At 42.5% G+C, this 26,080-nt stretch carries 21 protein-coding genes; 10 read left to right on the forward strand and 11 right to left on the reverse strand.

Annotated features, from left to right (window positions below; genetic code table 11):
• Nucleotides 1-6: 6 nt before the first annotated feature.
• Nucleotides 7-777 (reverse strand): ABC transporter ATP-binding protein, encoded by a 771-nt coding sequence (locus L4C39_RS04755; protein WP_113797517.1) that lies wholly within the window; start codon nucleotides 775-777, stop codon nucleotides 7-9.
• A 245-nt stretch (nucleotides 778-1,022) separates the two neighbouring features.
• Nucleotides 1,023-2,504 carry a flagellar sheath protein A gene (locus L4C39_RS04760; RefSeq protein ID WP_429744764.1) on the reverse strand — a complete coding sequence of 494 codons (1,482 nt, stop codon included), beginning with the start codon at nucleotides 2,502-2,504 and terminating at the stop codon, nucleotides 1,023-1,025.
• A 454-nt stretch (nucleotides 2,505-2,958) separates the two neighbouring features.
• Here L4C39_RS04760 and L4C39_RS04765 point away from each other — a divergent pair, with 454 nt between their 5' ends.
• The 5 genes from L4C39_RS04765 (at nucleotide 2,959) to L4C39_RS04785 (ending at nucleotide 9,849) form a co-directional block, all read left to right on the forward strand.
• The gene (locus tag L4C39_RS04765) at nucleotides 2,959-4,497 is read left to right on the forward strand and encodes a DUF3360 family protein (protein WP_113797521.1); all 1,539 of its coding nucleotides are present in this window, start codon (nucleotides 2,959-2,961) and stop codon (nucleotides 4,495-4,497) included.
• A gap of 305 nt (nucleotides 4,498-4,802) precedes the next feature.
• Nucleotides 4,803-7,079 (forward strand): formate C-acetyltransferase, encoded by a 2,277-nt coding sequence (pflB, locus tag L4C39_RS04770; RefSeq protein ID WP_261888360.1) that lies wholly within the window; start codon nucleotides 4,803-4,805, stop codon nucleotides 7,077-7,079.
• A gap of 96 nt (nucleotides 7,080-7,175) precedes the next feature.
• Nucleotides 7,176-8,144, forward strand: coding sequence for a lipid A deacylase LpxR family protein (locus L4C39_RS04775; protein ID WP_371712484.1), 969 nt, complete (start codon nucleotides 7,176-7,178; stop codon nucleotides 8,142-8,144).
• Between the two features lie 242 nt (nucleotides 8,145-8,386).
• On the forward strand, nucleotides 8,387-9,127 hold the full coding sequence (pflA, locus tag L4C39_RS04780) for a pyruvate formate lyase 1-activating protein (RefSeq protein WP_017054289.1): 741 nt from the start codon (nucleotides 8,387-8,389) through the stop codon (nucleotides 9,125-9,127).
• A gap of 221 nt (nucleotides 9,128-9,348) precedes the next feature.
• Nucleotides 9,349-9,849 (forward strand): YfbU family protein, encoded by a 501-nt coding sequence (locus L4C39_RS04785; RefSeq protein ID WP_136993731.1) that lies wholly within the window; start codon nucleotides 9,349-9,351, stop codon nucleotides 9,847-9,849.
• Between the two features lie 76 nt (nucleotides 9,850-9,925).
• Here L4C39_RS04785 and L4C39_RS04790 read toward each other — a convergent pair whose 3' ends face one another.
• The gene (locus L4C39_RS04790; RefSeq protein WP_429744829.1) at nucleotides 9,926-10,675 is read right to left on the reverse strand and encodes a MipA/OmpV family protein; all 750 of its coding nucleotides are present in this window, start codon (nucleotides 10,673-10,675) and stop codon (nucleotides 9,926-9,928) included.
• A gap of 426 nt (nucleotides 10,676-11,101) precedes the next feature.
• Between L4C39_RS04790 and L4C39_RS04795 the strand changes: the two genes are divergently transcribed.
• The 3 genes from L4C39_RS04795 to L4C39_RS04805 all read left to right on the forward strand — a co-directional run bounded on the left by L4C39_RS04795 (nucleotide 11,102) and on the right by L4C39_RS04805 (nucleotide 16,010).
• Nucleotides 11,102-13,036, forward strand: a complete 1,935-nt coding sequence (locus L4C39_RS04795; protein ID WP_017054286.1) for a PrkA family serine protein kinase — start codon at nucleotides 11,102-11,104, stop codon at nucleotides 13,034-13,036.
• Between the two features lie 143 nt (nucleotides 13,037-13,179).
• Nucleotides 13,180-14,451, forward strand: a complete 1,272-nt coding sequence (locus L4C39_RS04800; protein WP_017054285.1) for a YeaH/YhbH family protein — start codon at nucleotides 13,180-13,182, stop codon at nucleotides 14,449-14,451.
• A gap of 11 nt (nucleotides 14,452-14,462) precedes the next feature.
• Complete coding sequence (locus tag L4C39_RS04805) at nucleotides 14,463-16,010, forward strand: SpoVR family protein (protein WP_017054284.1); 1,548 nt, start codon at nucleotides 14,463-14,465, stop codon at nucleotides 16,008-16,010.
• Between the two features lie 190 nt (nucleotides 16,011-16,200).
• Here L4C39_RS04805 and kdsB read toward each other — a convergent pair whose 3' ends face one another.
• From kdsB to L4C39_RS04830, 5 genes are read right to left on the reverse strand one after another with little or no spacing between them, the layout of a single operon-like run.
• Nucleotides 16,201-16,956, reverse strand: a complete 756-nt coding sequence (kdsB, locus tag L4C39_RS04810) for a 3-deoxy-manno-octulosonate cytidylyltransferase (RefSeq protein WP_429744768.1) — start codon at nucleotides 16,954-16,956, stop codon at nucleotides 16,201-16,203.
• Nucleotides 16,956-17,135 carry a Trm112 family protein gene (locus L4C39_RS04815; RefSeq protein WP_017054282.1) on the reverse strand — a complete coding sequence of 60 codons (180 nt, stop codon included), beginning with the start codon at nucleotides 17,133-17,135 and terminating at the stop codon, nucleotides 16,956-16,958. The genes kdsB and L4C39_RS04815 overlap by 1 nt, the downstream gene beginning before the upstream one ends.
• Nucleotides 17,116-18,123 carry a tetraacyldisaccharide 4'-kinase gene (lpxK, locus tag L4C39_RS04820; protein WP_429744831.1) on the reverse strand — a complete coding sequence of 336 codons (1,008 nt, stop codon included), beginning with the start codon at nucleotides 18,121-18,123 and terminating at the stop codon, nucleotides 17,116-17,118. The genes L4C39_RS04815 and lpxK overlap by 20 nt, the downstream gene beginning before the upstream one ends.
• Before the next feature lie 17 nt (nucleotides 18,124-18,140).
• Nucleotides 18,141-19,889, reverse strand: a complete 1,749-nt coding sequence (gene msbA / locus L4C39_RS04825) for a lipid A ABC transporter ATP-binding protein/permease MsbA (RefSeq protein WP_429744770.1) — start codon at nucleotides 19,887-19,889, stop codon at nucleotides 18,141-18,143.
• 31 nt (nucleotides 19,890-19,920) lie between these two features.
• Nucleotides 19,921-22,062: a DNA internalization-related competence protein ComEC/Rec2 gene (locus L4C39_RS04830; protein WP_429744833.1), complete on the reverse strand. Its 2,142-nt coding sequence runs from the start codon at nucleotides 22,060-22,062 to the stop codon at nucleotides 19,921-19,923.
• Here L4C39_RS04830 and L4C39_RS04835 point away from each other — a divergent pair.
• Together L4C39_RS04835 and L4C39_RS04840 are read left to right on the forward strand one after the other, a co-directional pair.
• Nucleotides 21,980-22,156, forward strand: a complete 177-nt coding sequence (locus L4C39_RS04835; protein ID WP_240697112.1) for a hypothetical protein — start codon at nucleotides 21,980-21,982, stop codon at nucleotides 22,154-22,156. The genes L4C39_RS04830 and L4C39_RS04835 overlap by 83 nt on opposite strands.
• 19 nt (nucleotides 22,157-22,175) lie before the next feature.
• The gene (locus tag L4C39_RS04840) at nucleotides 22,176-22,685 is read left to right on the forward strand and encodes a DUF2062 domain-containing protein (RefSeq protein ID WP_017054278.1); all 510 of its coding nucleotides are present in this window, start codon (nucleotides 22,176-22,178) and stop codon (nucleotides 22,683-22,685) included.
• Between the two features lie 236 nt (nucleotides 22,686-22,921).
• On the opposite strand, the gene lolE is transcribed toward L4C39_RS04840, so the two are convergent.
• From lolE to lolC, 3 genes are read right to left on the reverse strand one after another with little or no spacing between them, the layout of a single operon-like run.
• Nucleotides 22,922-24,166, reverse strand: coding sequence for a lipoprotein-releasing ABC transporter permease subunit LolE (lolE, locus tag L4C39_RS04845; RefSeq protein ID WP_136993727.1), 1,245 nt, complete (start codon nucleotides 24,164-24,166; stop codon nucleotides 22,922-22,924).
• A complete protein-coding gene (gene lolD, locus L4C39_RS04850; RefSeq protein ID WP_429744772.1) occupies nucleotides 24,167-24,859 on the reverse strand; it encodes a lipoprotein-releasing ABC transporter ATP-binding protein LolD in 693 nt (230 codons plus the stop codon). It lies immediately after the preceding gene.
• Nucleotides 24,852-26,060 carry a lipoprotein-releasing ABC transporter permease subunit LolC gene (lolC, locus tag L4C39_RS04855; protein ID WP_113797540.1) on the reverse strand — a complete coding sequence of 403 codons (1,209 nt, stop codon included), beginning with the start codon at nucleotides 26,058-26,060 and terminating at the stop codon, nucleotides 24,852-24,854. Before lolC ends, lolD begins: the two co-directional genes overlap by 8 nt.
• Nucleotides 26,061-26,080 lie beyond the last annotated feature (20 nt).

Raw genomic sequence — 26,080 nt, forward strand, 5'->3', positions numbered from 1 at the left:
TAAAGGTTAGTAAATTGACGAAATAAACTGTTGTAAGCGTTCAGATTCTGGATTAGTAAAGAGTTGCGCAGGGTTACCTTGCTCTTCAACTAAGCCTTGGTGTAGAAACATCACGTGATTAGATACATCGCGGGCAAAAGCCATTTCGTGAGTCACCACTAGCATAGTTCGGCCTTCCTCTGCCAAATCACGCATAACGCCTAATACTTCACCAACCAATTCAGGGTCAAGTGCTGAGGTTGGTTCGTCAAATAGCATCACTTCAGGATCAACCGCTAAGGCTCTTGCTATTGCTGCTCGTTGTTGCTGCCCACCAGATAAGTGACCAGGGTAGTAATCTTTTCGCTCGTATAACCCTACTTTTTGCAGCAGAAGTTCTGCATTTTCTAATGCTTGAGCTTTTGGAACGCCGAGGACATGAACAGGTGCTTCAATGATATTTTCCAATACCGTCATGTGAGACCATAAATTGAAACCTTGAAATACCATCGCCAAACGAGAGCGGATACGTTGAACCTGCTTCTCATTGGCAGGAACAGCCTCTCCTGCGCGGTTGTTTTTCATTTGAATAAGTTCACCATTCACCCAAATTTCACCCGCGGTTGGGGTTTCGAGTAAATTGACGCAGCGTAGAAAGGTACTCTTGCCTGAACCGGAAGAGCCGATGATAGACACCACATCTCCTTTGTGTGCAGATAATGAGATGCCTTTTAAGACTTCGTTTTGACCAAATGTCTTGTGCAGTTCTTTTATATCAAGCGCTGGTACTTCATTCATGCGCTGTTGCTCCCTAATTTATTATTACTGCTAAGGTACTCCGACCTTTAATTGCAATACAAATTAGCACTCAACGAAAAAACATGCAACAAATTATTAACTTATAAAACAACAAATAACTAGTCATTTTATCCAAATTAATATGCACAAAATGGCATTTTCATCTTTTTATGGTGAATAGAAGCTGTAAAAAAGCCCCTATCAAGGGGCTTTGATTAGTTTCAATTATGTTACATCATTACAATTTAATTGACGCTATTTTCCAGCGCTACAACTGATAAGCTTAACATTAAGACATTCCGATTTTTTACGGGCGTAGGTAAAGAAACTGAGCCATTTACATCCGTATAGTTAGCTAAGTCAATATCAACAATGCTTTGTAAGTTCATACTCTTCTCCATGAACCATGCAACTGAGTCTGCGTTTTCTAAATCAAGCTTAGCTACACCAATCTCGATTCTATCAGAAGCAACTTGTTGAAAAGTAACAACAGAGCTTTTCATCAAAGCTTGATTAGCGTTTGCTGGTGCAAAAATCGTTTGATAAAAGTCATAATTTAGACTTGTCACACCTCTTACGTGAGTTCTTTGTAAATCGAAATCACTAGGTGTGAAACCAGCAGAGCTGACGCAGAAATCTGCTGTACAACTGGTATCTACTGCAGTTGAGGAAAAATCGCTTACTGACGGAATTGATACATTCAAATCTACCCCGGAGAATGGTTTCAATGTATTCACGCTCCACGATCCATTTGTAGATATACCATTTGCTTTCACTCCCCAGCTAGTCGCTGATAAGTTGCTACTTGAATACGATAACGTTGTGGCATTGTTATACAAAGGCTGCCATTGATACACATCATTTCCGTATGCTAATTCTACATTACTAGTGTTATCAATTGAGAAACCGTTCGGGATAATATTCAGACCATCAACATCCACATCTTGCATTGAGACAGACGGGAGATTTGTCGGTGGATTAGTAGAATCATAAATAGATGTAGAAGGAACGAAAGTAAAATGCTTTAACTCTTCATACTCTTGAGGGTTACTTGCCAATGTGTCAAACGCAGTAACCAGCACACTCTTAGTTCCAACTAAAGGTGCTTTAACAGGTATATTAGCTGAAAGCTCACGGCCACTTACCAGAGAATTAACATAGCTTGATTGGTAGTAGCTGGTATCTACACTGCTTTGCGCCACAGCAACAGCAGCGTTATCAGACAGTGTTAAATTAAATTGTTCACCTTGATAACAATTATTTGAGCGGTTGGCTTGCTGCCTAACATTAAGAACTAAATTCGTCATTAGATCTTTCTGGACGGTGAACATATACACATCGTTACGATTGCCCAGCCCTCCTACAACTTCTTCAAGGGAAACATAACCATTATCCGGTATGAGGCCACTATCAATGACAACCTTCCCAGTGGCAGGAATATCTGTGATTGTTTCTTCTGTAATCACAGATCCATCAGCATTGTGGTACAACACATTAAAGCCTTCATCCGCTATTCTCGCTGCAATCACGTTACCTGCAGTTGTTTGATCATCAGAATAAATACTGCAGCCTGCACCAATAGAAGATTTTACATCGCTGTATAAATGAACAAACTGCCAAGTATATGTTGGGGCTGCGGGAGCACCGCCGCCGCCGCCTCCACCGCCGCAACCTACTAATAAGCCAGATATTAACGCCACTAACGGCAATACTTTGTTATTTTTCATTTTATTATCCTGAAGCGGCAAGTGATCGCCATTTAAAAGTCATTGCTGAATCTTAAGCAAGTTTAGCGCCAGAAATCAATTTTGCATGGTAAAAACATGAGCTTGTAAACGGTTCATCACACAAGTGTGAGACCAAACAGCACATCTAGCTTTGTTCACTTTATGTAATCAAATTACACGCAATATCCACGGCAATAAGCATAGATGATACTTTTTGTTGTTTTCTTTCACATCCATAATTTAAAGTGATCAAGATCAATCACCCAAAAGGGTAAGATTGGTAGACTCGCGACAAAGATAAAGCGCGGTTTAAGGCTTTACAAATTTTCATTGGCTATGCACAGGCACATAATAGACGTGTTACATTATATGCCTTAGCACAAGGAATTACCGCAGGACGCGGGTTTATAGAATTCAAAATAGAATTACTAACTTTTAAAAATATGAGGAATCTATGTCAGACGTAAACAAAGAGCACTCAGAAGTGGACGAGAAGAGCTATCAAGAGCTACACCGTCCGGCGTCTGAGTTTGCAAGCCGTTCTGAATATCTTGACCACGAACTTCAAATCATGAAGCCGCGTCGTTTTGGTTTAAACTTACCCGGTCGTGACTTCCGCTTTGAACTTGAAGATTTAGTTCCTGCTCTTGCTGGTACTATCGGTATCATCGCGATGTACTCTGCGGTAATGATGTCTTGGGCAGATGGCCTAACTGCGGCTTGGGACCACGTTAATCTTGGTAAAGAGTTTGCAATCGAAGTGGCACGTGTTGAAATGCTTATTCCTGCACTTCTATTCTGTGTGTTAGCTTCTGGCTTTATTAACCCTCGAGCAAACCTTGCGGGTAACCACGGTCCAATGATCCCATTAATCGGCACAATCGCGCTTGCCGGTGCTCACCCTCTTGCTCTTGCAATCCTTCTGGGTGTCTTTGGTCTTCTGCTTAGTTACTTTAAAGGTGGCTCCAAACTGGTTAATTTGACTGGTGAAGGGGTGGCTGGTGGTCTCTTAGTTTTCCTCGGTTTTACCGGTGCAATGAGCCAAATTGGACAAATCCAAAATTGGGCAACTGGCCTAGAGTCAGCTGAAGTCGTAAAAGGCAGCATGGGCTACGTCGGTCTTGTTGTTTTAGCGGTTAACATTGTTCTTTATGCTTTCCTTGCTCGTATCAACAAACGTTGGTTAGCGATTCCAGCTTGTGCGGTAACAGGTCTTATTGTTGCACTAATTTTCGGTACTGGTTTCGATCTTCAATTTGAAACTCAAATGGGTCTTCCAAATCTAAACCCTGTTTACTGGTGGGGCTCTACAAGTGAAGGTTGGATGCTAGGTCTTCCTAACCTTGAGCACTTCATTGCTTCTCTACCGTTTGCTATTCTAGCGGTTGCGATGTGGTCTCCTGACTTCCTAGGTCACCGTATCTTCCAAGAGCTAAACTACCCACGTAAAACTGAAAAAGTTCTAATGGACGTTGATGACACGATGACTATGTGTTCTATCCGTCAAATCGTTGGTACAGCGGTTGGTGGTGGTAACATCACTTCATCTTGGGGTACTTACATGATCCCAGCTGCGATTGCAAAACGTCCAATTCCTGGCGGTGCCATCATTCTTGGTCTATTAGTTATGACTATTGCTATTCTTGGTTTCCCAATGGATGTAGCAGTATGGCCACCTGTAATGCGTATCGCTCTTCTAGTAGGTGTTTTCTTACCTCTACTTGAAGCGGGCATGCAAATGGTTAAGGACACTAAGGATTCACAATCTGCTGGTATTTGTATCTTTGCTTCTGCAGTAGTGAACCCTGTTCTAGCTTGGGCTCTAACAATGCTGTTAGATAACAATGGCCTAATCGGTGATAAGACTCGTGCAGCAAAACTTTCTTTTGTTGACCGTATCGTTATCCCTGGTGGCGTTCTTGTTATCTGTCTAATTGCAATGCTTGCAGTTGGTATGCTTGAAGGTCAATACGGCATCCCTGGTTTCTTATAATTGAGTAAGAACCAGTAAAGTAAGTTTGAGTGACGCAACCCGTCACTCAAATTTTATTTAACTGTTTCAAATTTTTTTAGCATTTATTGATTTAGTTTAAGGTTTGCAAAAAAATTTTAGTGTACTATTGATTTCAACTTAGTAAGTCACCATATGTTGAATAGTGACAATATATATCGTTATGTGACTAGTTCACGTGAATATAGATATTGTTATTTAATAAGAGTGTACCTTTCCCGTTTCTGGGATAACTGTCTCTACAGTGAATCGGTACGTGTTTTTACTACTAAAAAGGTAGGTATGTCATGGCAGAGCAATTTGCTAAAGCTTGGGAAAGTTTTGTTGAAGGTGAATGGCAAAACGAAGTTAACGTTCGCGATTTTATCCAGAAGAACTACGCACCGTATGAAGGTGACGAATCTTTCCTAGTTTCTGAAGGTACTGAAGCAACTAACAAGCTTTGGGCTTCGGTAATGGAAGGTATCAAACAGGAAAACGCAACAAAAGCTCCTGTTGATTTTGATACTTCTGTTATCTCTACCATCACTGCTCACGATGCAGGCTACATTGAAAAAGACCTAGAAACTATTGTTGGTCTTCAAACTGAAAAACCGCTAAAACGTGCAATCATCCCTAACGGTGGTGTGCGTATGGTTGAAGGTTCTTGTAAAGCATACGGCGAAACTCTTGACCCTATGGTTTCAAAAATCTACTCAGAATACCGCAAAACACACAACGCTGGCGTTTTCGATATTTACACTCCTGATATCCTAAAATGTCGTAAGTCTGGTGTTTTGACTGGTCTTCCTGATGCTTACGGCCGTGGTCGTATCATCGGTGACTACCGTCGTGTTGCACTTTACGGTATTGATTACCTAATGAAAGACAAGCTAGCTCAATTCGCTTCTCTACAAGAGCGTTTTGAAAATGGCGAAGACCTAGCAGCTACAATGCAACTTCGTGAAGAAATTGCTGAGCAACACCGCGCTCTAGGCCAAATTAAAGTTATGGCTGCGAAATACGGCTGTGATATTTCTGAGCCAGCTCAAACTGCTCAAGAAGCTATCCAATGGACTTACTTCGGCTACCTAGCTGCAGTTAAATCTCAAAACGGTGCTGCAATGTCTCTAGGTCGTACTTCGACTTTCCTAGACATCTACATCGAACGTGATATCGCTGCTGGCATCATCACTGAAGTTCAAGCTCAAGAAATGATTGACCACTTCGTAATGAAGCTACGTATGGTTCGTTTCCTACGTACTCCTGAATACGATGAGCTGTTCTCTGGCGACCCTATCTGGGCTACAGAATCTATGGGTGGTATGGGTGTTGATGGTCGTACTCTAGTTACGCGTTCAAACTTCCGTTTCCTAAACAGCCTATACACTATGGGTCCTTCTCCAGAGCCAAACATCACTGTTCTTTGGTCTGAGCAACTACCTGACGGCTTCAAACGTTTCTGTGCAAAAGTATCTATCGATACTTCTTCTATCCAGTACGAAAACGATGATCTAATGCGTCCTGACCTTGGTTCTGACGACTACGCAATTGCATGTTGTGTTTCTCCAATGATTGTTGGTAAACAAATGCAGTTCTTCGGTGCTCGTGCAAACCTTGCTAAGACAATGCTTTACTCAATCAATGGCGGCATGGACGAGAAGCTGAAAATGCAAGTCGGCCCTAAAGAAGCGCCAATGACTGATGCAGTTCTTGATTACGATAAAGTAATGGATCGTCTAGATCACTTCATGGATTGGCTAGCTAAGCAATACGTGACTGCGCTAAACAGCATTCACTACATGCACGACAAATACAGCTACGAAGCGTCTCTAATGGCTCTTCATGACCGTGACGTTCGTCGTACTATGGCTTGTGGTATTGCTGGTCTGTCAGTTGCTGCTGACTCACTATCTGCAATCAAATACGCTAAAGTTTCTCCTATCCGTGATGAAGATGGTATTGCTACTGACTTCGCTATCGAAGGTGACTACCCTAAATTTGGTAACAACGATTCACGCGTAGATGACATCGCATGTGAACTTGTTTCTACATTCATGGGCAAAATCCGTAAACTGACTATGTACCGCAATGCGATCCCTACTCAGTCTATCCTTACTATCACTTCTAACGTTGTGTACGGTAAGAAAACGGGTAACACTCCAGATGGTCGTCGAGCTGGTGCTCCTTTCGCTCCTGGTGCAAACCCAATGCACGGTCGTGACGAAAAAGGCGCTGTAGCTTCACTTACTTCTGTAGGTAAACTACCGTTTGCTGATGCTCAAGATGGTATCTCTTACACTTTCTCTATCGTGCCAAATGCACTAGGTAAAGAAGAAGATAGCCAACGTTCTAACCTTGCTGGTCTTATGGATGGTTACTTCCACCACGAAACTGGTATTGAAGGTGGTCAACACCTTAACGTGAACGTTCTTAACCGCGAAACTCTAGAAGACGCAGTTAAGCACCCAGAGAACTACCCTCAGCTTACTATCCGTGTATCGGGTTACGCTGTACGTTTCAACTCTCTGACTACTGAGCAACAACAAGACGTAATCGCACGTACTTTCACTGAATCTCTATAATTTATTATAGATTTGGTATCAAAACCCACTCTTAGGAGTGGGTTTTTTTTTATTCTCAGGTACGATACAAGCAACTAATATTAAGTCGTAATTAACATGAACTTGAAGAAGCCTCTATTACTCGCCCTGCTCTCACTATCATCAACACTTTCTCATGCTGGTACGTTTACATTTAGCTTAGATAATGATGGTATTTTTGGTGTTGATAAAGACTACACCAATGGTCTATTCCTTTCTTATTTTTCCGATGAGGTTAGCCTTTCACCTGTTCTGACTCCTATCACTAGCTCATTTGGAACCTTTGGTGGTGCGGCCCATAAAGTAGGTTTTACGCTTGGGCAAACCATTTATACTCCAAAGAAAATTGAAGAGTCCACACCTCAAGTCGATCAGCGCCCTTATGCTGGTGTACTTTTTTTCCAAACGGATATTGCTAATATTTCAGCCTATAGAGCTGATCGGTACGGCTTCTTGGTTGGCTCCACAGGTCCAAACTCTTTAGCCGATGTCGCTCAAGATTTCATTCACAGCATTACAGGATCAACTCAACCTGAAGGCTGGGATTATCAAGTCGAAGATCAAATGCTAGGCAACTTTGAGTTTGAAACTCATAATGCCCTATTTCGTAGCCGATCAAGTGGCGGTACTCAACACGAGATAAAAAACATCTCTAGAGTGATGGCGGGTAATTACCGTAGTGAAATCGCAACTGGAATGATGTGGCGTTGGGGCTCAGGTTTAGATAGCAGTATTGGTGCCGCAAGGGTTTCAATGGAAAACTCATTTCTGCCCGGTATGATCATGCAAGGTTCAAGTAGTGCTTACCTGTTCGCTGGCATAGAAGGCCGCTACCGTTTTAATGACATCACTATCGATGGGCCAGTTCCTGATGAAGTTTATCCAGTGACTTTACAAAATACTCAAGCCACCGCAAGCTTAGGCGCTGTTTGGTATAATCAAACGCTGGGCGCATCTTTCACATTCTCAGCTAAAACGTCTGATTTCAAGGAAGATGAGACGTCAGCCTATGGGGTAGGCGCACTGACGCTCTTTGGCTTCTTCTAAACTTATGCAATGTACTCTAGAGAGTTAATATGCCTTATTTTAAAAATCCACTGATGGTATTCCACAGTGGATTTTTTATACTCTTTTTCCTTATCACTCAAACAAAATTTTACCTCAAATTCGTATCTATGATTTCTTACCTATTTCCTTACAAATACACAGCTCTAGCACTGAAGTAGGGCTATATATCCCTTACTATTTGTAATAAAATAGTCATTAAATTACCTATTTGAGATGAGCTTATGTCAACATCTGGTCGTATTCACTCATTCGAGTCATGTGGCACCGTCGATGGCCCTGGAATCCGTTTTATTGTGTTCTTACAAGGCTGTTTAATGCGTTGTATGTATTGTCATAACCGTGATACTTGGGATGTTAATGATGGCCGAGAAGTCACTGTTGAAGAAATTATCAAAGAAGCGAAATCTTACCGCCACTTTATGAAAGCTTCTGGTGGAGGTATTACTTGTTCTGGTGGTGAAGCCATGTTGCAGCCAGAATTCGTTCGTGATTTCTTCCGAGCGGCACAAGCTGAAGGTATCCACACCTGCCTTGATACCAATGGCTATATTCGTAAGCACACTGATGTCGTTGATGAAGTTTTAGACGCTACCGATCTGGTAATGCTAGATCTAAAACACATGAAAGATGAAATCCATCATGATTTTATTGGTGTATCAAATAAGCGAACGCTCGACTTTGCTCGTTACTTACACAAACTTGGTCAAAAAACGTGGATCCGTTATGTGATTGTTCCAGGGTATACGGATGATGAAGAGTCAGCTCACATGCTTGGCGAATTTATCAAAGATATGGACAATATCGAAAAGGTTGAGTTACTGCCTTATCACAAGCTAGGCGCTCATAAATGGGAAGCGCTGGGTTACGATTATCCGCTGGAAGGGACAAATCCACCATCGAAAGAGACGATGGATAAAATGGTCAGCATCCTTAGCCAGTATAATGATAATGTAAAATACTAAACTCAATAGTATCTCTTGTACATTTGACGATAATACCAGCTTAAACGCTGGTATTTTTTTCATCCTTTTCCCGTTCGTTTATTCTTAAAAATAGAGAGAACGACTATGATGAAAAAATCGGCGAATGATATTAAATCGGTGTTGAGATCATGTTTCAATATGAATAAACACTGTTAATCTAGTTTCAACAATAAAATCAAATTAAATCTAGTGAGGCTCCAATGGATATGACAAACGCTCAACGTTTGATCCTTTCAAATCAATACTACCTAATGTCGCAAATGAACCCAGACAACGCTGCAAAGTACCAGCGTTTGCAGACCATTGTAGAGCGCGGATACGCTTTGCAAATGAACGAACTGAATAAAGAGTTTGGCTGCTTAACGGAAGAAGAGTGCCGTGAAGTGATTGCCATTATGGAAATGTATCATGCGATGCAAGAGTCAAACAAAATGCTTTCTGAAGCTGAGCGTAAAGATGTCGATCAACGCCGCCTACAGTTCTTAGGCTTTGATATTGCGACCGAAGCGCAAGTTGTACATTATGTTCGCTTCCTTACTGAATCTGAAGGACTTTATCCTCAATTCGAAAAGAACGACCATCACTTTAACAGCCAAATGCCAATGTTAGAGAAGTACCGCAGAATGCTAGTAACTTGGGGTAAATGTCCACGTCAATACCATTTATCTGCCGCTGAGTTCACCCAAATTTTTAATGCCTAACCCCATGCTATCTCAGCTAAAATAAAAAAGGGGTTGATGTAATGCATCAACCCCTTTTCTGAATCAGTTCAGATAGTTAGAACACGTATGCTATGCCCACATTAGCTGTTGTATTCACCCCACTTTCAAGTATTGGGCTACCTTCAATATCACCTTCCAAGTTAGTGTAACGAATACCACCAGTTACACGAATGCTTCGAGTTAGGTGCATGTAACCAGAAAGACCCACGAAGTATTGTCCATCCCAATCGGCATCAAATTCAGTCAACGTACCACCACCAGCCGTTGCTTTCGCGACTTCGCTAGACGATACACCGTATAAGTGGTTATTCAACTTATCGCTGTTATAAGCGTAACCAATTGAAGGTGTAATACCCCACACGCCACGGTTAATCGGTAAACGCCAAGCCGCTTCAGCGTACAAACCATTATGCGTAGAGCCAATATCGCTACCCGCAGTCGCTTCAAAAACGCCGGCTAAAGTCACTAGTTGGTAACTCACGCCACCTAACACTGCGGCTTTACGTTCATCAATGTATTTTTTAATATTTTCATCATCAGAATCTGAAGGATCTAATGAACGAGCATCGTATGCAAAACGGAAAATAACATTCTGTGTTGAGCCAGCAGGAAACAGACGGTAACCACCCGTAAAACCACGTAGGAAAAGATGCTCACCTTCATAGCCAACCATCGGAATCGCCACTACATTCGAAGGTGTATCTTTATATACCGCAGGAGAATAAGAGACGGCCGCGCCAAGTGACCACGATCCAGCTTTTGCAAACGCTAACGATGGCGCAGCAATAAGCGCACTAGCTAGCATCAATGTAGACAACTTTTTCACGTTAAAACCTTACTAGTTCATTATCTATTTAATATTTGCCGCCATGATATAGCACGGCGTACCATCATTCAAGCTGCTTTATGTTAAATCTATAATCTCCTGTTATTTTGGTGGTCATTTTATTAATTTCACCAATACCCTAGCATTGCTTTTTTCATAGCCCCCCTCCACCACGGCTTTCGTTGATTGGCAAAGCTCGTTAATTATATAAATTATGATTCATATTAGATATAGCTAAATCTAAACCTATTTGATCCACGAATTCAAAGCGTATTTTGCTCATTTTTTACAAATAAATACATAATTGTTAAGCAAAATACCAAGTTTAGGTCTAGGCTTTATGTTGTAAGGAAGCTGTACATTTTGCTGTCATTCATGGGTGACAGATTGAGAGGGGAATTTACTATGAGTATTTTTGATCATTATCAGGCGCGCTACGAAGCCGCGAAAGATGAAGAGTTATCCATCCAAGATTTTCTCGGTCTATGTAAAGACAATAAGAGCGCCTACGCAAATGCGGCAGAGCGACTTTTACTCGCGATTGGTGAACCAGAGATCATTGACACCGCACAAGATCCAAGACTAAGCCGAATTTTTTCAAACCGAGTGATTTCACGATACAAAACTTTTGAAGACTTCTATGGTATGGAGGAAGCCATTGAACAGATCGTTTCATACCTTAAACATGCTGCTCAAGGCTTAGAAGAACGCAAACAGATACTGTACCTTTTAGGGCCTGTTGGGGGTGGTAAATCCTCTCTAGCTGAAAAGCTTAAAGCGCTAATGCAACAGATGCCTATTTATGTGCTGTCAGCAAATGGTGAACGCAGCCCTGTAAACGATCACCCTTTCTGCCTTTTTGACGTCACTGAAGATGGTGACTTACTGAAAAAAGAATATGGTATTGAGAAACGCTATGTTCGTTCTGTTATGTCCCCTTGGGCCGCAAAACGATTGCATGAATTTGGTGGCGATATTACTAAATTCAGCGTTGTGAAAGTTCGTCCTTCAATACTAGATCAAGTTGCCATCGCTAAAACTGAGCCAGGTGATGAAAACAACCAAGACATTTCCTCACTGGTCGGTAAGGTTGATATTCGTCAACTTGAGCACTTCTCTCAAGATGACCCCGATGCTTATAGCTACTCGGGCGCATTATGTAAAGCCAACCAAGGCTTGATGGAATTTGTGGAGATGTTCAAAGCTCCAATTAAAGTGCTTCACCCTCTTCTAACGGCGACTCAAGAAGGTAACTTCAACGGTACTGAAGGATTATCAGCATTGCCATTTGACGGCATGATCCTCGCGCACTCCAATGAGTCAGAGTGGCAAACTTTCCGTAACAACAAAAACAATGAAGCTTTCCTCGATCGGGTTTATATCGTAAAAGTACCATACTGCTTACGAGTATCCGAAGAGGTTAAGATTTACCAAAAGCTGCTTGATCACAGTGAACTATCCAAAGCACCATGTTCCCCAAGTACCTTAGATTTACTTTCACAGTTCAGTATTTTGTCACGTTTAAAAGTGCCAGAAAACTCATCTCTATTCTCTAAAATGCGAGTCTATGATGGTGAGACACTTAAAGATACCGATCCAAAAGCAAAAAGTTATCAAGAATATCGTGACTATGCAGGTGTAGACGAAGGCATGTCTGGATTATCTACTCGTTTTGCATTCAAAATTCTATCTCGTGTATTTAACTTTGACCAAGCCGAAGTGGCTGCTAACCCCGTGCACTTGTTCTATGTCATTGAGCAACAGATCGAGCGAGAGCAATTCCCTCAAGAGCAAGCAGAACGTTATCTTGAATTTTTAAAAGGGTATCTAGTACCTCGTTATGTAGAGTTCATTGGTAAAGAAATTCAAACTGCATATTTGGAGTCTTACTCTGAATACGGTCAGAATATTTTTGACCGTTACGTTACCTACGCTGATTTCTGGATCCAAGATCAAGAGTACCGAGATCCAGAAACTGGACAACTATTTGATCGTTCATCGCTCAATGGTGAACTCGAAAAAATCGAGAAAACTGCGGGTATCAGCAACCCTAAAGATTTCCGTAATGAAATCGTTAATTTCGTCTTACGTGCTAAGGCAAATAATAACGGCAAGAATCCAGTGTGGACGAGTTACGAAAAACTCCGCACCGTCATTGAGAAGAAAATGTTCTCTAACACAGAAGAACTACTACCTGTCATCTCATTTAATGCGAAAACTTCATCTGATGATCAGAAGAAACATGACGACTTTGTGGCCCGTATGATGGAGAAAGGCTACACAGAAAAACAAGTACGATTGCTGTCTGAGTGGTATTTACGAGTGCGTAAGTCCTCTTAATATAAAAGAAACCAATCAAGCCTGATTAGCTGTCTATTCAGAGACCAACGATATAGCAGTGATAAGCCACACGTTGTTACAGTTAAGCAATACTGTAGCTGTAGCAACGTGTCAGGTGACGTGAAGTTTATAGGAGGTAACTCATGGCACAATTTATTGATAGGAGGCTCAATGGCAAAAACAAGAGCGCAGTGAATAGACAGCGCTTTTTAAAACGCCATAAGGAGCAGATAAAAGAGTCGGTTGCTGACGCGGTTAACCGTCGTTCTATTACCAATACTGAAACTGGTGAAGATATCTCTATTCCACATAAAGATATTAAAGAGCCAAGTTTTCATCAGGGGCAAGGTGGTAGCCGAGAACGAGTTCATCCTGGTAATGATCAATTCATTACGGGAGACAAAATTGAGCGCCCTAAAGGTGGCGGTCAAGGTGGTGGCTCTGGCGAAGGTGACGCAAGCCCTGATGGTGAAGGACAAGATGAATTCGTATTTCAAATATCCAAAGATGAATACTTGGATATTCTTTTCGAAGATCTTGAACTGCCGAATTTAGAAAAAAACCAAGTAAATAAAATCACTGAATGGAAAACGCACCGTTCAGGTTTCAAAACAGCCGGAGTGCCTTCCAACATTGCGATTGTTCGCTCACTACAACAGTCCCTTGCTCGTAGAACCGCAATGACTGCGGGTAAACGTCGCATGCTCAATGAGTTAGAAGAAGAGTTGGAGCGCATTCATAACCAAGAACCCGCTCAACCATTTGAAGAACTGCGCGTAAAACAGGAGATTGCCGATTTACGTAAAAGGATTGAAAGTGTTCCTTATATCGACACCTTCGATCTGCGTTTTAAAAACTATGAACGCCGTCCTATCCCCTCCAGCCAAGCGGTTATGTTTTGCTTAATGGATGTATCGGGTTCAATGGATCAGGCAACGAAAGACATTGCAAAACGCTTCTATGTACTGCTTTATCTCTTCTTAACTCGTACCTATGAGAATGTCGAGGTCGTCTTTATCCGACATCATACTCAAGCCAAAGAGGTAGACGAGCATGAGTTTTTCTACTCTCAGGAAACGGGCGGCACCATTGTGTCTAGTGCTCTAAAACTGATGAATGAAATCGTAGAAAAACGCTACCCTGCAGCGGAGTGGAACATTTATGCCGCTCAAGCTTCTGATGGGGACAACTGGGCTGATGATTCACCTAGATGTAAAGAGTTACTGGTCAATAAACTGCTTCCAACTTGTCAGTATTACTCTTACATCGAAATCACTCGTCGTTCACATCAAACGTTATGGCATGAATATGAAAAATTGGAACAGAGTTTTGATAACTTTGCGATGAAAAATATTCGTACCGTCGATGACATCTTCCCCGTATTTAGGGAATTGTTTCACAAAGAGACAGCTTAGGGAGGTAAGCCATGACGACTAAAACTGATAATCAAGCATCGACAAAGACCAAACAACTGCCTGACGGCCCTGATTGGACTTTCGATTTATTAGAAAAATACCATGTTGAGATTAAGCGTGTCGCTCAGCATTACCGACTTGACACCTACCCAAATCAGATCGAAGTCATCACTTCGGAACAGATGATGGATGCGTATTCTAGTATCGGGATGCCGATTAATTACAATCACTGGTCATTTGGTAAAAAGTTCATCCAAACCGAACAGAATTATAAGCACGGGCAGATGGGCCTGGCTTATGAAATAGTCATTAACTCTGATCCATGTATTGCTTACTTGATGGAAGAGAATACCGTCACAATGCAAGCTCTCGTTATGGCTCATGCTTGCTATGGGCATAACTCTTTTTTCAAAGGAAACTACTTATTTCAGACATGGACCGATGCAAGCTCTATCATCGATTACCTCCTTTTTGCCAAAAACTACATCATGGATTGTGAGCAAAAATATGGGGTATCTGAAGTAGAAACGCTACTCGACTCTTGTCATGCTCTAATGAACTACGGCGTTGATCGATACAAACGCCCTGAAAAAATCTCCATCGCGGAAGAAACCGCAAGGCAAGAAGAGCGTGAGGCGTACCTGCAATCCCAAGTTAATGAGCTATGGAAAACGGTTCCGAAAACAGAGGAAAAAGAGGAGATCAATAAAATACGCTTTCCAACGGAGCCTCAAGAAAACATTCTCTATTTCATCGAAAAGCATGCCCCGCTTTTAGAGCCTTGGCAGCGAGAATGTGTGCGAATTGTTCGTAAAATCAGTCAATACTTTTATCCACAAAAACAGACTCAAGTGATGAACGAAGGGTGGGCAACTTTCTGGCATTACACCATTTTGAATCATCTCTATGATGAAGGGTTAGTCTCGGATAAATTCATTCTAGAATTCTTACATAGTCACACCAGTGTGGTTGCACAACCGGCCTACAACAGTCCCTACTTCAGTGGGATCAATCCTTATGCGCTTGGTTTTGCAATGTTCAGAGATATTCGCCGTATATGTGAAGAGCCAACCGATGAAGATCGCGAATGGTTCCCTGATTTGGCGGGAAGTGATTGGCTCGATGCCGTTCATTTTGCGATGCATAACTTTAAAGATGAAAGCTTTATTAGTCAGTACTTATCGCCCAAGTTGATGCGTGATTTTAAATTATTTGCAGTACTTGATGACGATAGAAAAAACTTCATTGAAGTGAGCGCCATTCATGATGAGTCCGGCTATAAAACCATCAGGGAGCGCTTAGCTTCTCAATATAACCTGAGCAACTTAGAGCCTAACCTGCAAGTATTTAATGTTGATGTCCGCGGTAATCGGTCGATGACGATTCAACATGTTCCTCACCAACGTATTCCTCTTGATAAAGGGTATGAAGAGGTATTGAAGCACCTTCACCGATTATGGGGGTTTGATGTCATTCTAGAAGAAGTGAAAGATACGGGTAGACGAGAGATATTAGCGACCTGCCCTCCTCGTTCGGAGTTCAATAATAACAATAACTAAAACCACCCTCTCCTTACAATTTTCGAGCACTGTTTGTGCTCTTTTTTTTGCCTGCTCGTTGCAATTTAATGTAAAGGATTTTCCCCATTAACTTATTAAAGCAATGAAACAAAAAACCTCGACAGTTGATCATAACTGCCGAGGTTTTTTCGCTATTCAAATCTTTCAATCAAAAAGAACGAAGCGAAAATTATCGGTTTGCGATAATAGCTCTTACTGCATCCAAATCTTCAGGCGTATCAACGCCCGCTGCTGGTGCTTCTTTTGCGACTTCAACATGGATTTTCTCTCCATACCAAAGCACACGTAATTGCTCTAAACACTCAATTTTCTCTAGTGCACTTGGCTGCCAGTTAATGTAAGTGTTAATAAACCCTGCACGGTACGCATAAATACCAATATGTCGTAATAATGGTTGTGCGATCGTCTTGTTTTCGCTGTCAGCAAAGTTATCACGATCCCATGGGATCGTTGCTCGGCTAAAATATAGCGCGTAGCCATCTTTATCCGTTACCACTTTCACTGCGTTTGGATTAAAAACTTCCGCTTCCTCAGTGATTTCAACACCTAAGGTTGCCATTGGTGCCGTGCTGTTTGCCAGATTATTCGCAACTTGAGTAATAATACTTGGTGGGATCAGAGGTTCATCACCTTGCACATTCACAATAATGTGATCATCAGGGATATCCATTCGTTGAACAACTTCCGCTAAGCGCTCAGTGCCCGACTCATGATCTGGTGAGGTCATGCACACCACGCCACCAAACTGGTTGACTGCGGCTTCCACTCGCGCATCATCCGTCGCGATAATCACGCGCTCTGCACCAGCTTGGATTGACTGCTCATACACCCACTGAATCATCGGCTTCCCACCAATATCAGCCAACGGTTTTCCCGGTAAGCGAGATGATTGGTAACGAGCTGGTATTACAACGGTAAACGACATTAACGCCCCTCATCCATAGACATGGTACGAGCTTCAGGCTCTAATAGAACCGGAATCCCTTCTTTAATCGGATAAGCCAAACGGTCAACTTTACAGACCAATTCTTGGTTTTCTTTATCAAAAGTGAGTTTACCTTTACAAACAGGGCAAGCCACAATCTCAAGCAGACGATGATCCATAGTGTTCCATTACCTCTTCTATTTTGTTCAAAATACGCTGTTCATCATGAGTTTTAAATTGCGCAGAAACCGGTAAGTACCACCAGTTTTCTTTCGCAAAAGTATCACATTTCACAGCATCTTTTTCTGTCATTATAACGTTCAAACCCATTCTATCTAGGGTTTCTAATTCTGAAATTTTAAAATCTTGGTGATCAGCAAAACCTTGGGTGTGACATAGATCTGCACCCAAAGTTTTAAGAGTGGCGAAAAAACGAGGGGGATGACCAATTCCGGCAAACGCCACTAACTTCTTCAGTTGACTGACTGGCATTTTTTGCCCAGTAACTAAATTAACAGCCAAGCTAGGTGTTAAGGTCATTGCCATTTCACTTTCTTGAGCTGAGCCACCATTCGTAACGACAAAATCAACCTCATCTAACCGCTCAATACCTTCACGCAACGGACCTAATGGGATTAACTGCTGATTACCAAATCGTCGCATACCGTCGACAATCACAAACTCGACATCTCGCTCCAACGCATAGTGTTGTAGTCCATCATCGGTGACAATGACATTCACATCGAGCGGTAACAATGCTTTCACAGCATCAGACCGAATTGGCGCAACGGCAACAGGAGCGCCTGTGCGTCGGTAGATCAATCGAGGCTCATCGCCACTATGCTCTGCCGGGGTTGAACCTTCAACAGTTAAAGGGTAGCTTGGAGCCTTACCCCCATAACCTCTAGAAACGACGCCTGGCTTATAACCTAGCTGTTGAAGTTGCTCAACCAACCAAATGACAACTGGTGTTTTTCCATTCCCACCAGCCGTGATATTTCCAACCACAATAACAGGGATAGGCGCTTTATAGGATTGCTTTTTACCGTCTGAAAATTCTTTCCGACGTGCTGAGCTAATCCTTTTGAATACAAGACTCAGAGGCCATAGCAAAGGCCATAACAGATATTTGAGTGGATGATTTTCAAACCATACCTTTTCAATCACATTTTGCGCCATTGCTGTTAATCACCAAACTGAATGCGGTGTAATTGTGCATAAGCACCATCTTTGCTAATCAGATCATAGTGCGAACCACGTTCGATAACTTCACCCTCATCCACGACAAGAATTTCATCCGCGCTTTCAATCGTCGACAATCGGTGAGCAATCACCAACACGGTTTTGTTTTTCTGTAACTCTTCTAGCGCCGCTTGAATCGCACGTTCAGATTCCGTATCCAATGCCGACGTTGCTTCATCAAGAATAAGAACCGGAGCATCACGCAGTAATGCACGGGCGATGGCAATACGTTGTCGCTGCCCACCAGACAAACTTGCACCATTTTCACCAATAATGGTATCTAGTCCGAGTTCCATACCATCAATAAACTCCATTGCATGAGCTTGCTTAGCGGCATGTTCTATCTGCTCACGTGAATACTCTACATCAGCGGCATAAGTAATATTATTAGCTATCGTGTCGTTAAACAGGTGTACGTTTTGTGATACCAAAGCAAAGTGCTCACGTAAATTCTTCAAGCTATAATCTCGAATATCGTGATCGTCCAAACAGATTGAACCAGAGTCGACATCATAAAAACGGGTAAACAAATTCGCAATTGTACTTTTACCTGAACCAGAACGTCCGACTAATGCTACGGTTTTCCCTTGTGGGATAACAAAGCTTACATTTGATAACGCCGGTTTTTCGTTTCCTTGGTATGTAAAGTCAATATTCTTAACTTCAACAATCCCTTTAGGCTTATCGACAACCAATTTCCCGTCATCTTTTTCAGTTTCTAAATCCATCAAAGAAAACAGTGTTTGGCACGCAGCCATACCGCGTTGGAACATTGACGTTACGTTGGTCAACGCTTTTAACGGACGCATTAAACCAAACATTGCCGAGAAGATAACGGTAAAGGTACCCGCCGTGAGTTCGTCTTTAATCGAGTCGACGCTGGCAAGAAACAGTACGCTCACTAAAGCAATAGAAGCAATCATCTGAATAACTGGGTTTGCAACGGCTTGGGCGGCAACAAGCTTCATCGATTGTTGCCGCATCTGATTACTCACCGCATCGAAACGCTCTTTCTCTATATTTTGGCCACCATAGCTCAAAACAACTTTATGGCCTTTTAGCATCTGTTCTGCTGAAGATGTCACTTCACCCATCGCTGTTTGCATATTTTTTGAGATCCTACGGAAACGTTTTGAGACATATCCAATTCCCCAAGCAACAATAGGTGCAACGACTAACAGAACTAAAGATAGCTGCCAGCTATTCCAAAACATCAAAACCAATAAACCAATAATACTCGCGCCTTCGCGAACAATACTCACCAATGCACGACTCGTGGCTCCAGCGACTTGCTCAGTATCGTAAGTAATTCTGGAAAGCAAACCGCCTGTTGATTCTTTATCAAAAAAGCTCACTGGCATATGCATGAAATGATTAAAAACCTTACGGCGAATAAGCATGACCACATTGCCCGAAACCCAACTCAAACAGTATGTTGAGACAAACCCACTTAAACCACGAATAAACATCATCGCGAAAATAATAAAAGGTAATATTTTCAAGAAATCAGATTCAGCGTTACCAAACCCTTCATCAAGTAAAGGTTTGAGCAGTGAAATCATGTAGGTATCCGCAACGGCACTTATAACAAGCGCGACTACGGCCGCAGCAAGCCCTGTCTTATATTGACGAATATAAGCCCAAAGTCGTTTAAAGGTGTGCCAAGTGTTTTCATCTTGTAGTTCAGACATGGATATACTTTATTTACTGAGAATATTCCTTCTATTCTACTCCCTTACGCAGCATCTGCCTATACCATGCTTGGTTACCTTCCCCTCTTAAACTCCTGACTTTCCATCCGTTTGAATAAAAAAACAGCGATACTTGCCCTGAATGTCCAGTATCGAGCCAGTCGCTCCCTATTTTTTGGTAGTTGGCTAGTACTTGATCGGCTGGCATTTTCCATCGACTTCCTTTATCTAGGGATGCCACCGCTAATTGAGGTTTAATTGCATTCAAAAAGCCCATTGTCGATGATGTGATACTGCCATGATGTGGGACAATCATAATATCACTGGCAAGTAGATCGGGTTTACGCCGCAATATCCATTCGCTCACAGCATCCACATCGCCAGTGAGTAACACTTTAACGCCACTTCTTTCATCTGAGATTCTAATCACACAAGAGTGAGGATTGAATGATCGGCTCACTTGTTTCGGAGGCCAGACAACGTCAAACATCAAACCCTGCCATTGCCAATGATCCCCCTTCTTACAACTCTGATAACCCTCTATATTTTGGCTTGCTCGACGCCAGAGCGGAGACAGCTTTGAGTCAACCTGATATCGGCCACCAGCATGATCAGAATCTAAATGACTGAGTATTAACCCATCAATACCTGAAATGCCCCGAGACGTCAGAACGGGGTGAACAACAGACTCAACAATACTGCCACCTATCCACGCCTTTCCAGTATCGTAAAGAATAACTTTGCCCTCTTTTTCAATAACAATGGCTAACCCATGGCCCACATCTAAAATGTCCATCCGCCAGCGTAAATCATCATCATTGAAGCTAACCCATGATAGATATACTGCCAATAATAGAACGTTAACCCGACCCGAAAATAGCGTTGAACACGTAAACATTAGCGTTAAATACAGTATCAATTGAGCCACTTCTCGCGAAACAGATAACCAAGTAAGATCTGCGTATTGAATGGCCCAAATCATCAATTCTAATGCTTTATCAACAGCCCACCATGCTTCATCACTGAAAGATGGGGCGACAACCGTTAGCATCAAGCACGCGAACAACAGCGGAACAACGACCAAGCTAAACCAAGGTACAAAAAAGAGGTTATATAACGCACTGCTCACACTCATACCGCCAAAGAAGAAAATGGTTATGGGTGTCATAAATATCAATAAATACAGCTGAGCAAAGATAAGAGTGATAATGACATTGCTCTGGGTAGGGCGCTTAGATAACGCCAAATAGATAGCAATGACTGCCCCAAAAGACATCCAAAAACTATTGGACAATGCCGCAAATGGATTCACTGTAAGCACAATCGCTAAAGTTGTGAGTAACAACAGCCATGAGGAAAGCTGCACTCGGCTCAACAAACATAAGCTCAGGATAAGGCACATCAGAAAAGCTCTTTGAGTCGGGAGTGTAAAACCCGCGAGCCACGCATAACAATATGCAAAGTTGATAGCCATAAATACTGGGAGCCACAACCACCGAGAATGAAACAGTCGGCACACTTTGCCGACAAAGTACCCTATTGAATAAGCAATGCCGATATGAAGCCCTGAAATCGCCACCAAATGAATTAAGCCGCTATTTTTTAATTTTTCCCATAAATCATTGGAGATGTTGTCTCGTTCGCCAAATGCTAAAGCCATGATTAGAGAAAAGTTAGGCAAACGCTCGATTTGACTTTCAACCCGTTGAAGCAGCCAACTTCTCATCGATGTCTGTGAATGAACCATATAAACGCTGTTTGCTTTAACTACGGCTTTTGCAACTAAACGCTGACTCACGTAGTACGACTCTTGATCAAACCCAGCCTCATTCAACTGGCCGTAAATAGGCTTTATCGTGACCTGAAACTTAGCGACATCATCAAGTTGAAGCTTAATGGGCGTCAGAATACGGATAGTAGGCCGCTGCAAATAGTTTAAAGTTTGACCATTAATTGATCTGACTACAAAGGAACCTTCATAACCATAACTTATTTGCTTAAAAGAGCTGTCAACTTGCCCTTTTATGGTAATATTCTCGCTGCTTTGGAAAAGCACATTTGTCTGCAACTTTAGGGCATTTCCATGGAGTATGATTAATATTACCCCTAATAAGATGCCGATAACGAACCACCACTGCCTATACTTAAAGCGTATGCTTAAGATGGCAATGATGCTCGGAACAAGCCAGATCCAAGCGGGTATCTCAAGCCAAAGAACCGCTGAAACTGCCGTTGCCGAAAATGAAAATAGAATCCAACTATATTGAAAGAGAGTCATTTTCCCTTATGCCAAGAAAATTCATTAAGCGTTTTATGCCAAATCATGAGGTGATTAAACGCCAGAAAGCGCTAAAAATTTTTGGTAACGTTCTGTATAACCCTAATCTGTGGTGTCTGAACCGACGCTCTGCTGCTGGTGCATTTGCTGTAGGACTTTTCATGGCGTTTGTACCATTACCAAGCCAAATGATCATGTCGGCTGGGCTCGCGATTTTGTGTGGAGTGAATCTTCCACTCGCTGTTGCTCTCGTTTGGATCAGTAACCCAATAACGATGCCAGTTCTATTCTATTTCGCTTACAAGCTCGGAGCATTTTTAATGCACGTACCGCCACAAGCGTTTCATTTTGAGCTATCGTGGGACTTCATCATTGCGCAGATGCATACTATCGGTCCTCCATTCTTACTTGGCTGCATGGTATGTGGTGTCTTATCTGCTATGGCTGGTTACTTTGGTATTCGCGGTTTATGGCGCTATTCTGTTGTCAGAAGTTGGCGCAAACGCCAAGCAAGATAAGCCAACTATAAAGCTATTCATGTATCAGCTCAGGCTGACATCGTATTTAAAACCAATGAAGTGTTAGAAATGCGAGACATCTATTTATAGACATGAAAGTCACTGTCTAACCGAAATGAAAAAGGACCTATTTAGGTCCTTTTTTGATCGATTGCTTTTCGCTTCTAATGCCTTTGTTCATAAAAAGTAAAGGCATAACAATTAAGAACATTATAATTGAGCTCGGTATACAAGGCTTACTTCGCGCTTAATACAGACGCAGGATTCAATTTGTTCGCTCGCGATGCCGGATACCAAGTTGCCAGTAAACTAAGCACAATCGCAGTACCTGACACTAATAGTACGTCTTGGAAAACTAACTGGGATGGCAAAAAATCCACAAAGTAGATATCACCAGACAAAAATTGATGCCCCACAAGTGACTCTAGCCCTTTGATCAGTGGCGTTAAATTCAACGCGACAATCACACCAACCACGCTTCCTATCAGACTACCGAAAACGCCGGAAAAGACGCCCTGCCAAACAAAAATTCGTTTAACCAAGCCATCTGTTGCCCCCATTGTCCTTAAAATGGCAATCTCTGCTGCTCGATCTTTAACTGCCATCATCAATGTAGACACAATATTAAAGCAGGCAACACCAATCACTAATACCATCACTAAATACATAATGGTTCGCACTAACTGGATATCACGATAAAGAAATCCATATTTCTGCTGCCAACTGCGTAGATAAACGTAGACATCAAGAGACCCGCCGACTTGACGCACAATCGAAGCCGCATTAAGTACATCACTGACTTTTAAAGACACACCCGTTACGCCCTTCCCAAGGTTTGCATATTGCTGTGCGTCGGAAAGTGGCACTAAGGCTAAGTTATGATCAATTTGACCATTAAGTGAAAGTAATCCTGTCACTTTTACTCGCACACGTTTTGGCGCTTGCACCTTTATCGAACCGTTAGCCGTAGGGATCATCAAAGTCAGGTAATCTCCAACCTTAACACCCAGCTTATCAGCCACTCCTTTACCTAAAATAGTTTGCTGCTCTCCCGGAACGAAATGAGCCCATGCTTGTGGTTCGATAAATTGCGGTAAACTTGAAACGGCTTGTTCCATTTGAGGGTCAATACCCCGCACTTCAATCGCTTTTAACTGTTGCCCTTTTTCAGCCAGAGCCGTTAAACGAATGTATGGTGCTGCCGCTTGCACTTTGTCGTGGCTCGTCGCCTGTTTAATGACATTTTGCCACTCACCAATGGGCTTATTTACACCTTCCAGCTCACCATGGGCGATCACTGACAGCACGCGAGATTGCAACTCTCTTTCAAAACCATTCATCGCCGATAAACCAATAATGATCACCGCGACACCCACCGCAATTCCAATGGTTGAAGAGAGAGAAATAAATGACACAAGTTTATTACGTTGTTTGGCGCGGCTAAATCGACCGCCAATCAGTAACGATAAAGAAGGAAACACCTATTGCGCCTCCTGATTTACGTCAACCAAAAGGCCGTCACGCATATGAAGTTGGCGATTCATTTTTCCGGCTAATTCGCCATCATGAGTCACGACAAGAAAAGCCGTCCCCGACTCTTTATTCAACTCTCGCATCAAATCATAAATCGCCAACGCCGTGTTGTGATCCAAATTACCCGTAGGTTCGTCTGCCAAGACTAAATCAGGTTTATTCACTAATGCTCTGGCAATCGCAACACGCTGACGTTCACCGCCAGAGAGCTCTGATGGACGGTGATCAACACGATGGCTTAATCCTACTTTCTCCAGCAGTTGTTGCGCCGCCGCTTTAGCTTCTGACGACTTCATGCCACCAATTAATAACGGCATCGCCACATTTTCTAACGCAGAAAAATCAGAAAGAAGGTGATGAAATTGATAAACAAACCCCAAATGACGATTTCGCACTTTCGCTTGCTTATTCGAGCTTAACGTCGCGAGGTCATGATCCAGAAAAGTCACCTTGCCTTCAGTCGCATCATCTAGAGCCCCTAAGACATGCAACAACGTACTTTTTCCAGAGCCGGATGTACCAATAATAGAGACTAACTCCCCTTTATCGATATCAAAACTGACGCCTTTAAGTACCTCTGTATCTAACGAACCCTCACGATAGGTTTTACGGACAGCACGACATTGTAAAAGATTATTCATATCTGAGGGCCTCAGCAGGTTTAACAGAAGATGCACGATAAGATGGAAAAAGCGTCGCAAGCAGACTAAGTACAATCGCAAGCACCACTACAATCATAATTTGAACAGGATTAATAAGAACGGGTAACTGCCCGCCAAATGTAAATAGAGCCACCCCCATACCTTCCAGCAGTGGGTTCAAGTTATCAGCAAGCAAGACACCTAAGGCCCCCCCGGTTAATGCACCGATGACACCACTACTCGCACCTTGCACCATAAATATCGACAGAATCTGGCCATTGGTCATACCCTGGGTTTTTAAAATCGCGACCTCGGCTTGTTTTTCCATAACGACCATAATTAACGCAGAAATAATATTAAACGCTGCGACACCGATGATCAGCCCGAGCATTAAGCCCATCATGTTTTTTTCCATCCGAACCGCTTGAAATAGCTCACCACGTTGTTCACGCCAATCACTCCACACCCAACCGTCAGGCAATGGCGTATTGGAAAGCGCTGAAACTGAGAATGGGTCATCAAAAAACAGACGCCAGCCTGAGATCGTGTCACGCTTAAACTTCATCAATCGACCCGCATCTTGTATATGCGAAACCATTAGTTGAGCATCAACATCAGAGCCAGTATTGAATATACCCGCAACCGTAAAGTTACGTTGACTCGGCATCCGACCTAAAGGCGTAAACTGACTTGCGCTTGTCACCATCAAACGAACTCTGTCTCCTACCGACACATTGAGCGAACGCGCCAAAGTATGACCAACGAAGACTCGATACTCGCCCGCTTTCAGGTTACTTAACCGGCCTGCAATCAAATAGTCTTGAATCGGATCATTATCCGTCGGCTCAATACCAATCAACATACCCGCAGAAAGCTGAGATGAACTCTGAATAACCGCTTCACTGCGAACAATCGGCTCAACATGCTTATCCTTAGATAACTGGCGAATAAACTCAGGAGACTCATCCAAGCGCGGCGTTTTTCCATCTGTTTGAGAAATCACAGCCTGTGGCAGAACCCCTAAAATTCGTTCTTTGAGCTGAGCTTCGAAGCCATTCATAACGGAAAGTACCGTCACTAAAGACATCACACCAATGGTGATACCCGCAGTAGACATATAAGAGACAAAACGGCTAAATCTGTCTCCAGATCGACCTCTTAAATAACGCAAGCCGATAAATAGGGAAATGGGGTGAAACATAGTCAAAACCAACAATAAGT

This window comes from Vibrio clamense (genome assembly GCF_050337905.1).
Taxonomy (GTDB): Bacteria; Pseudomonadota; Gammaproteobacteria; order Enterobacterales; family Vibrionaceae; genus Vibrio; species Vibrio cortegadensis.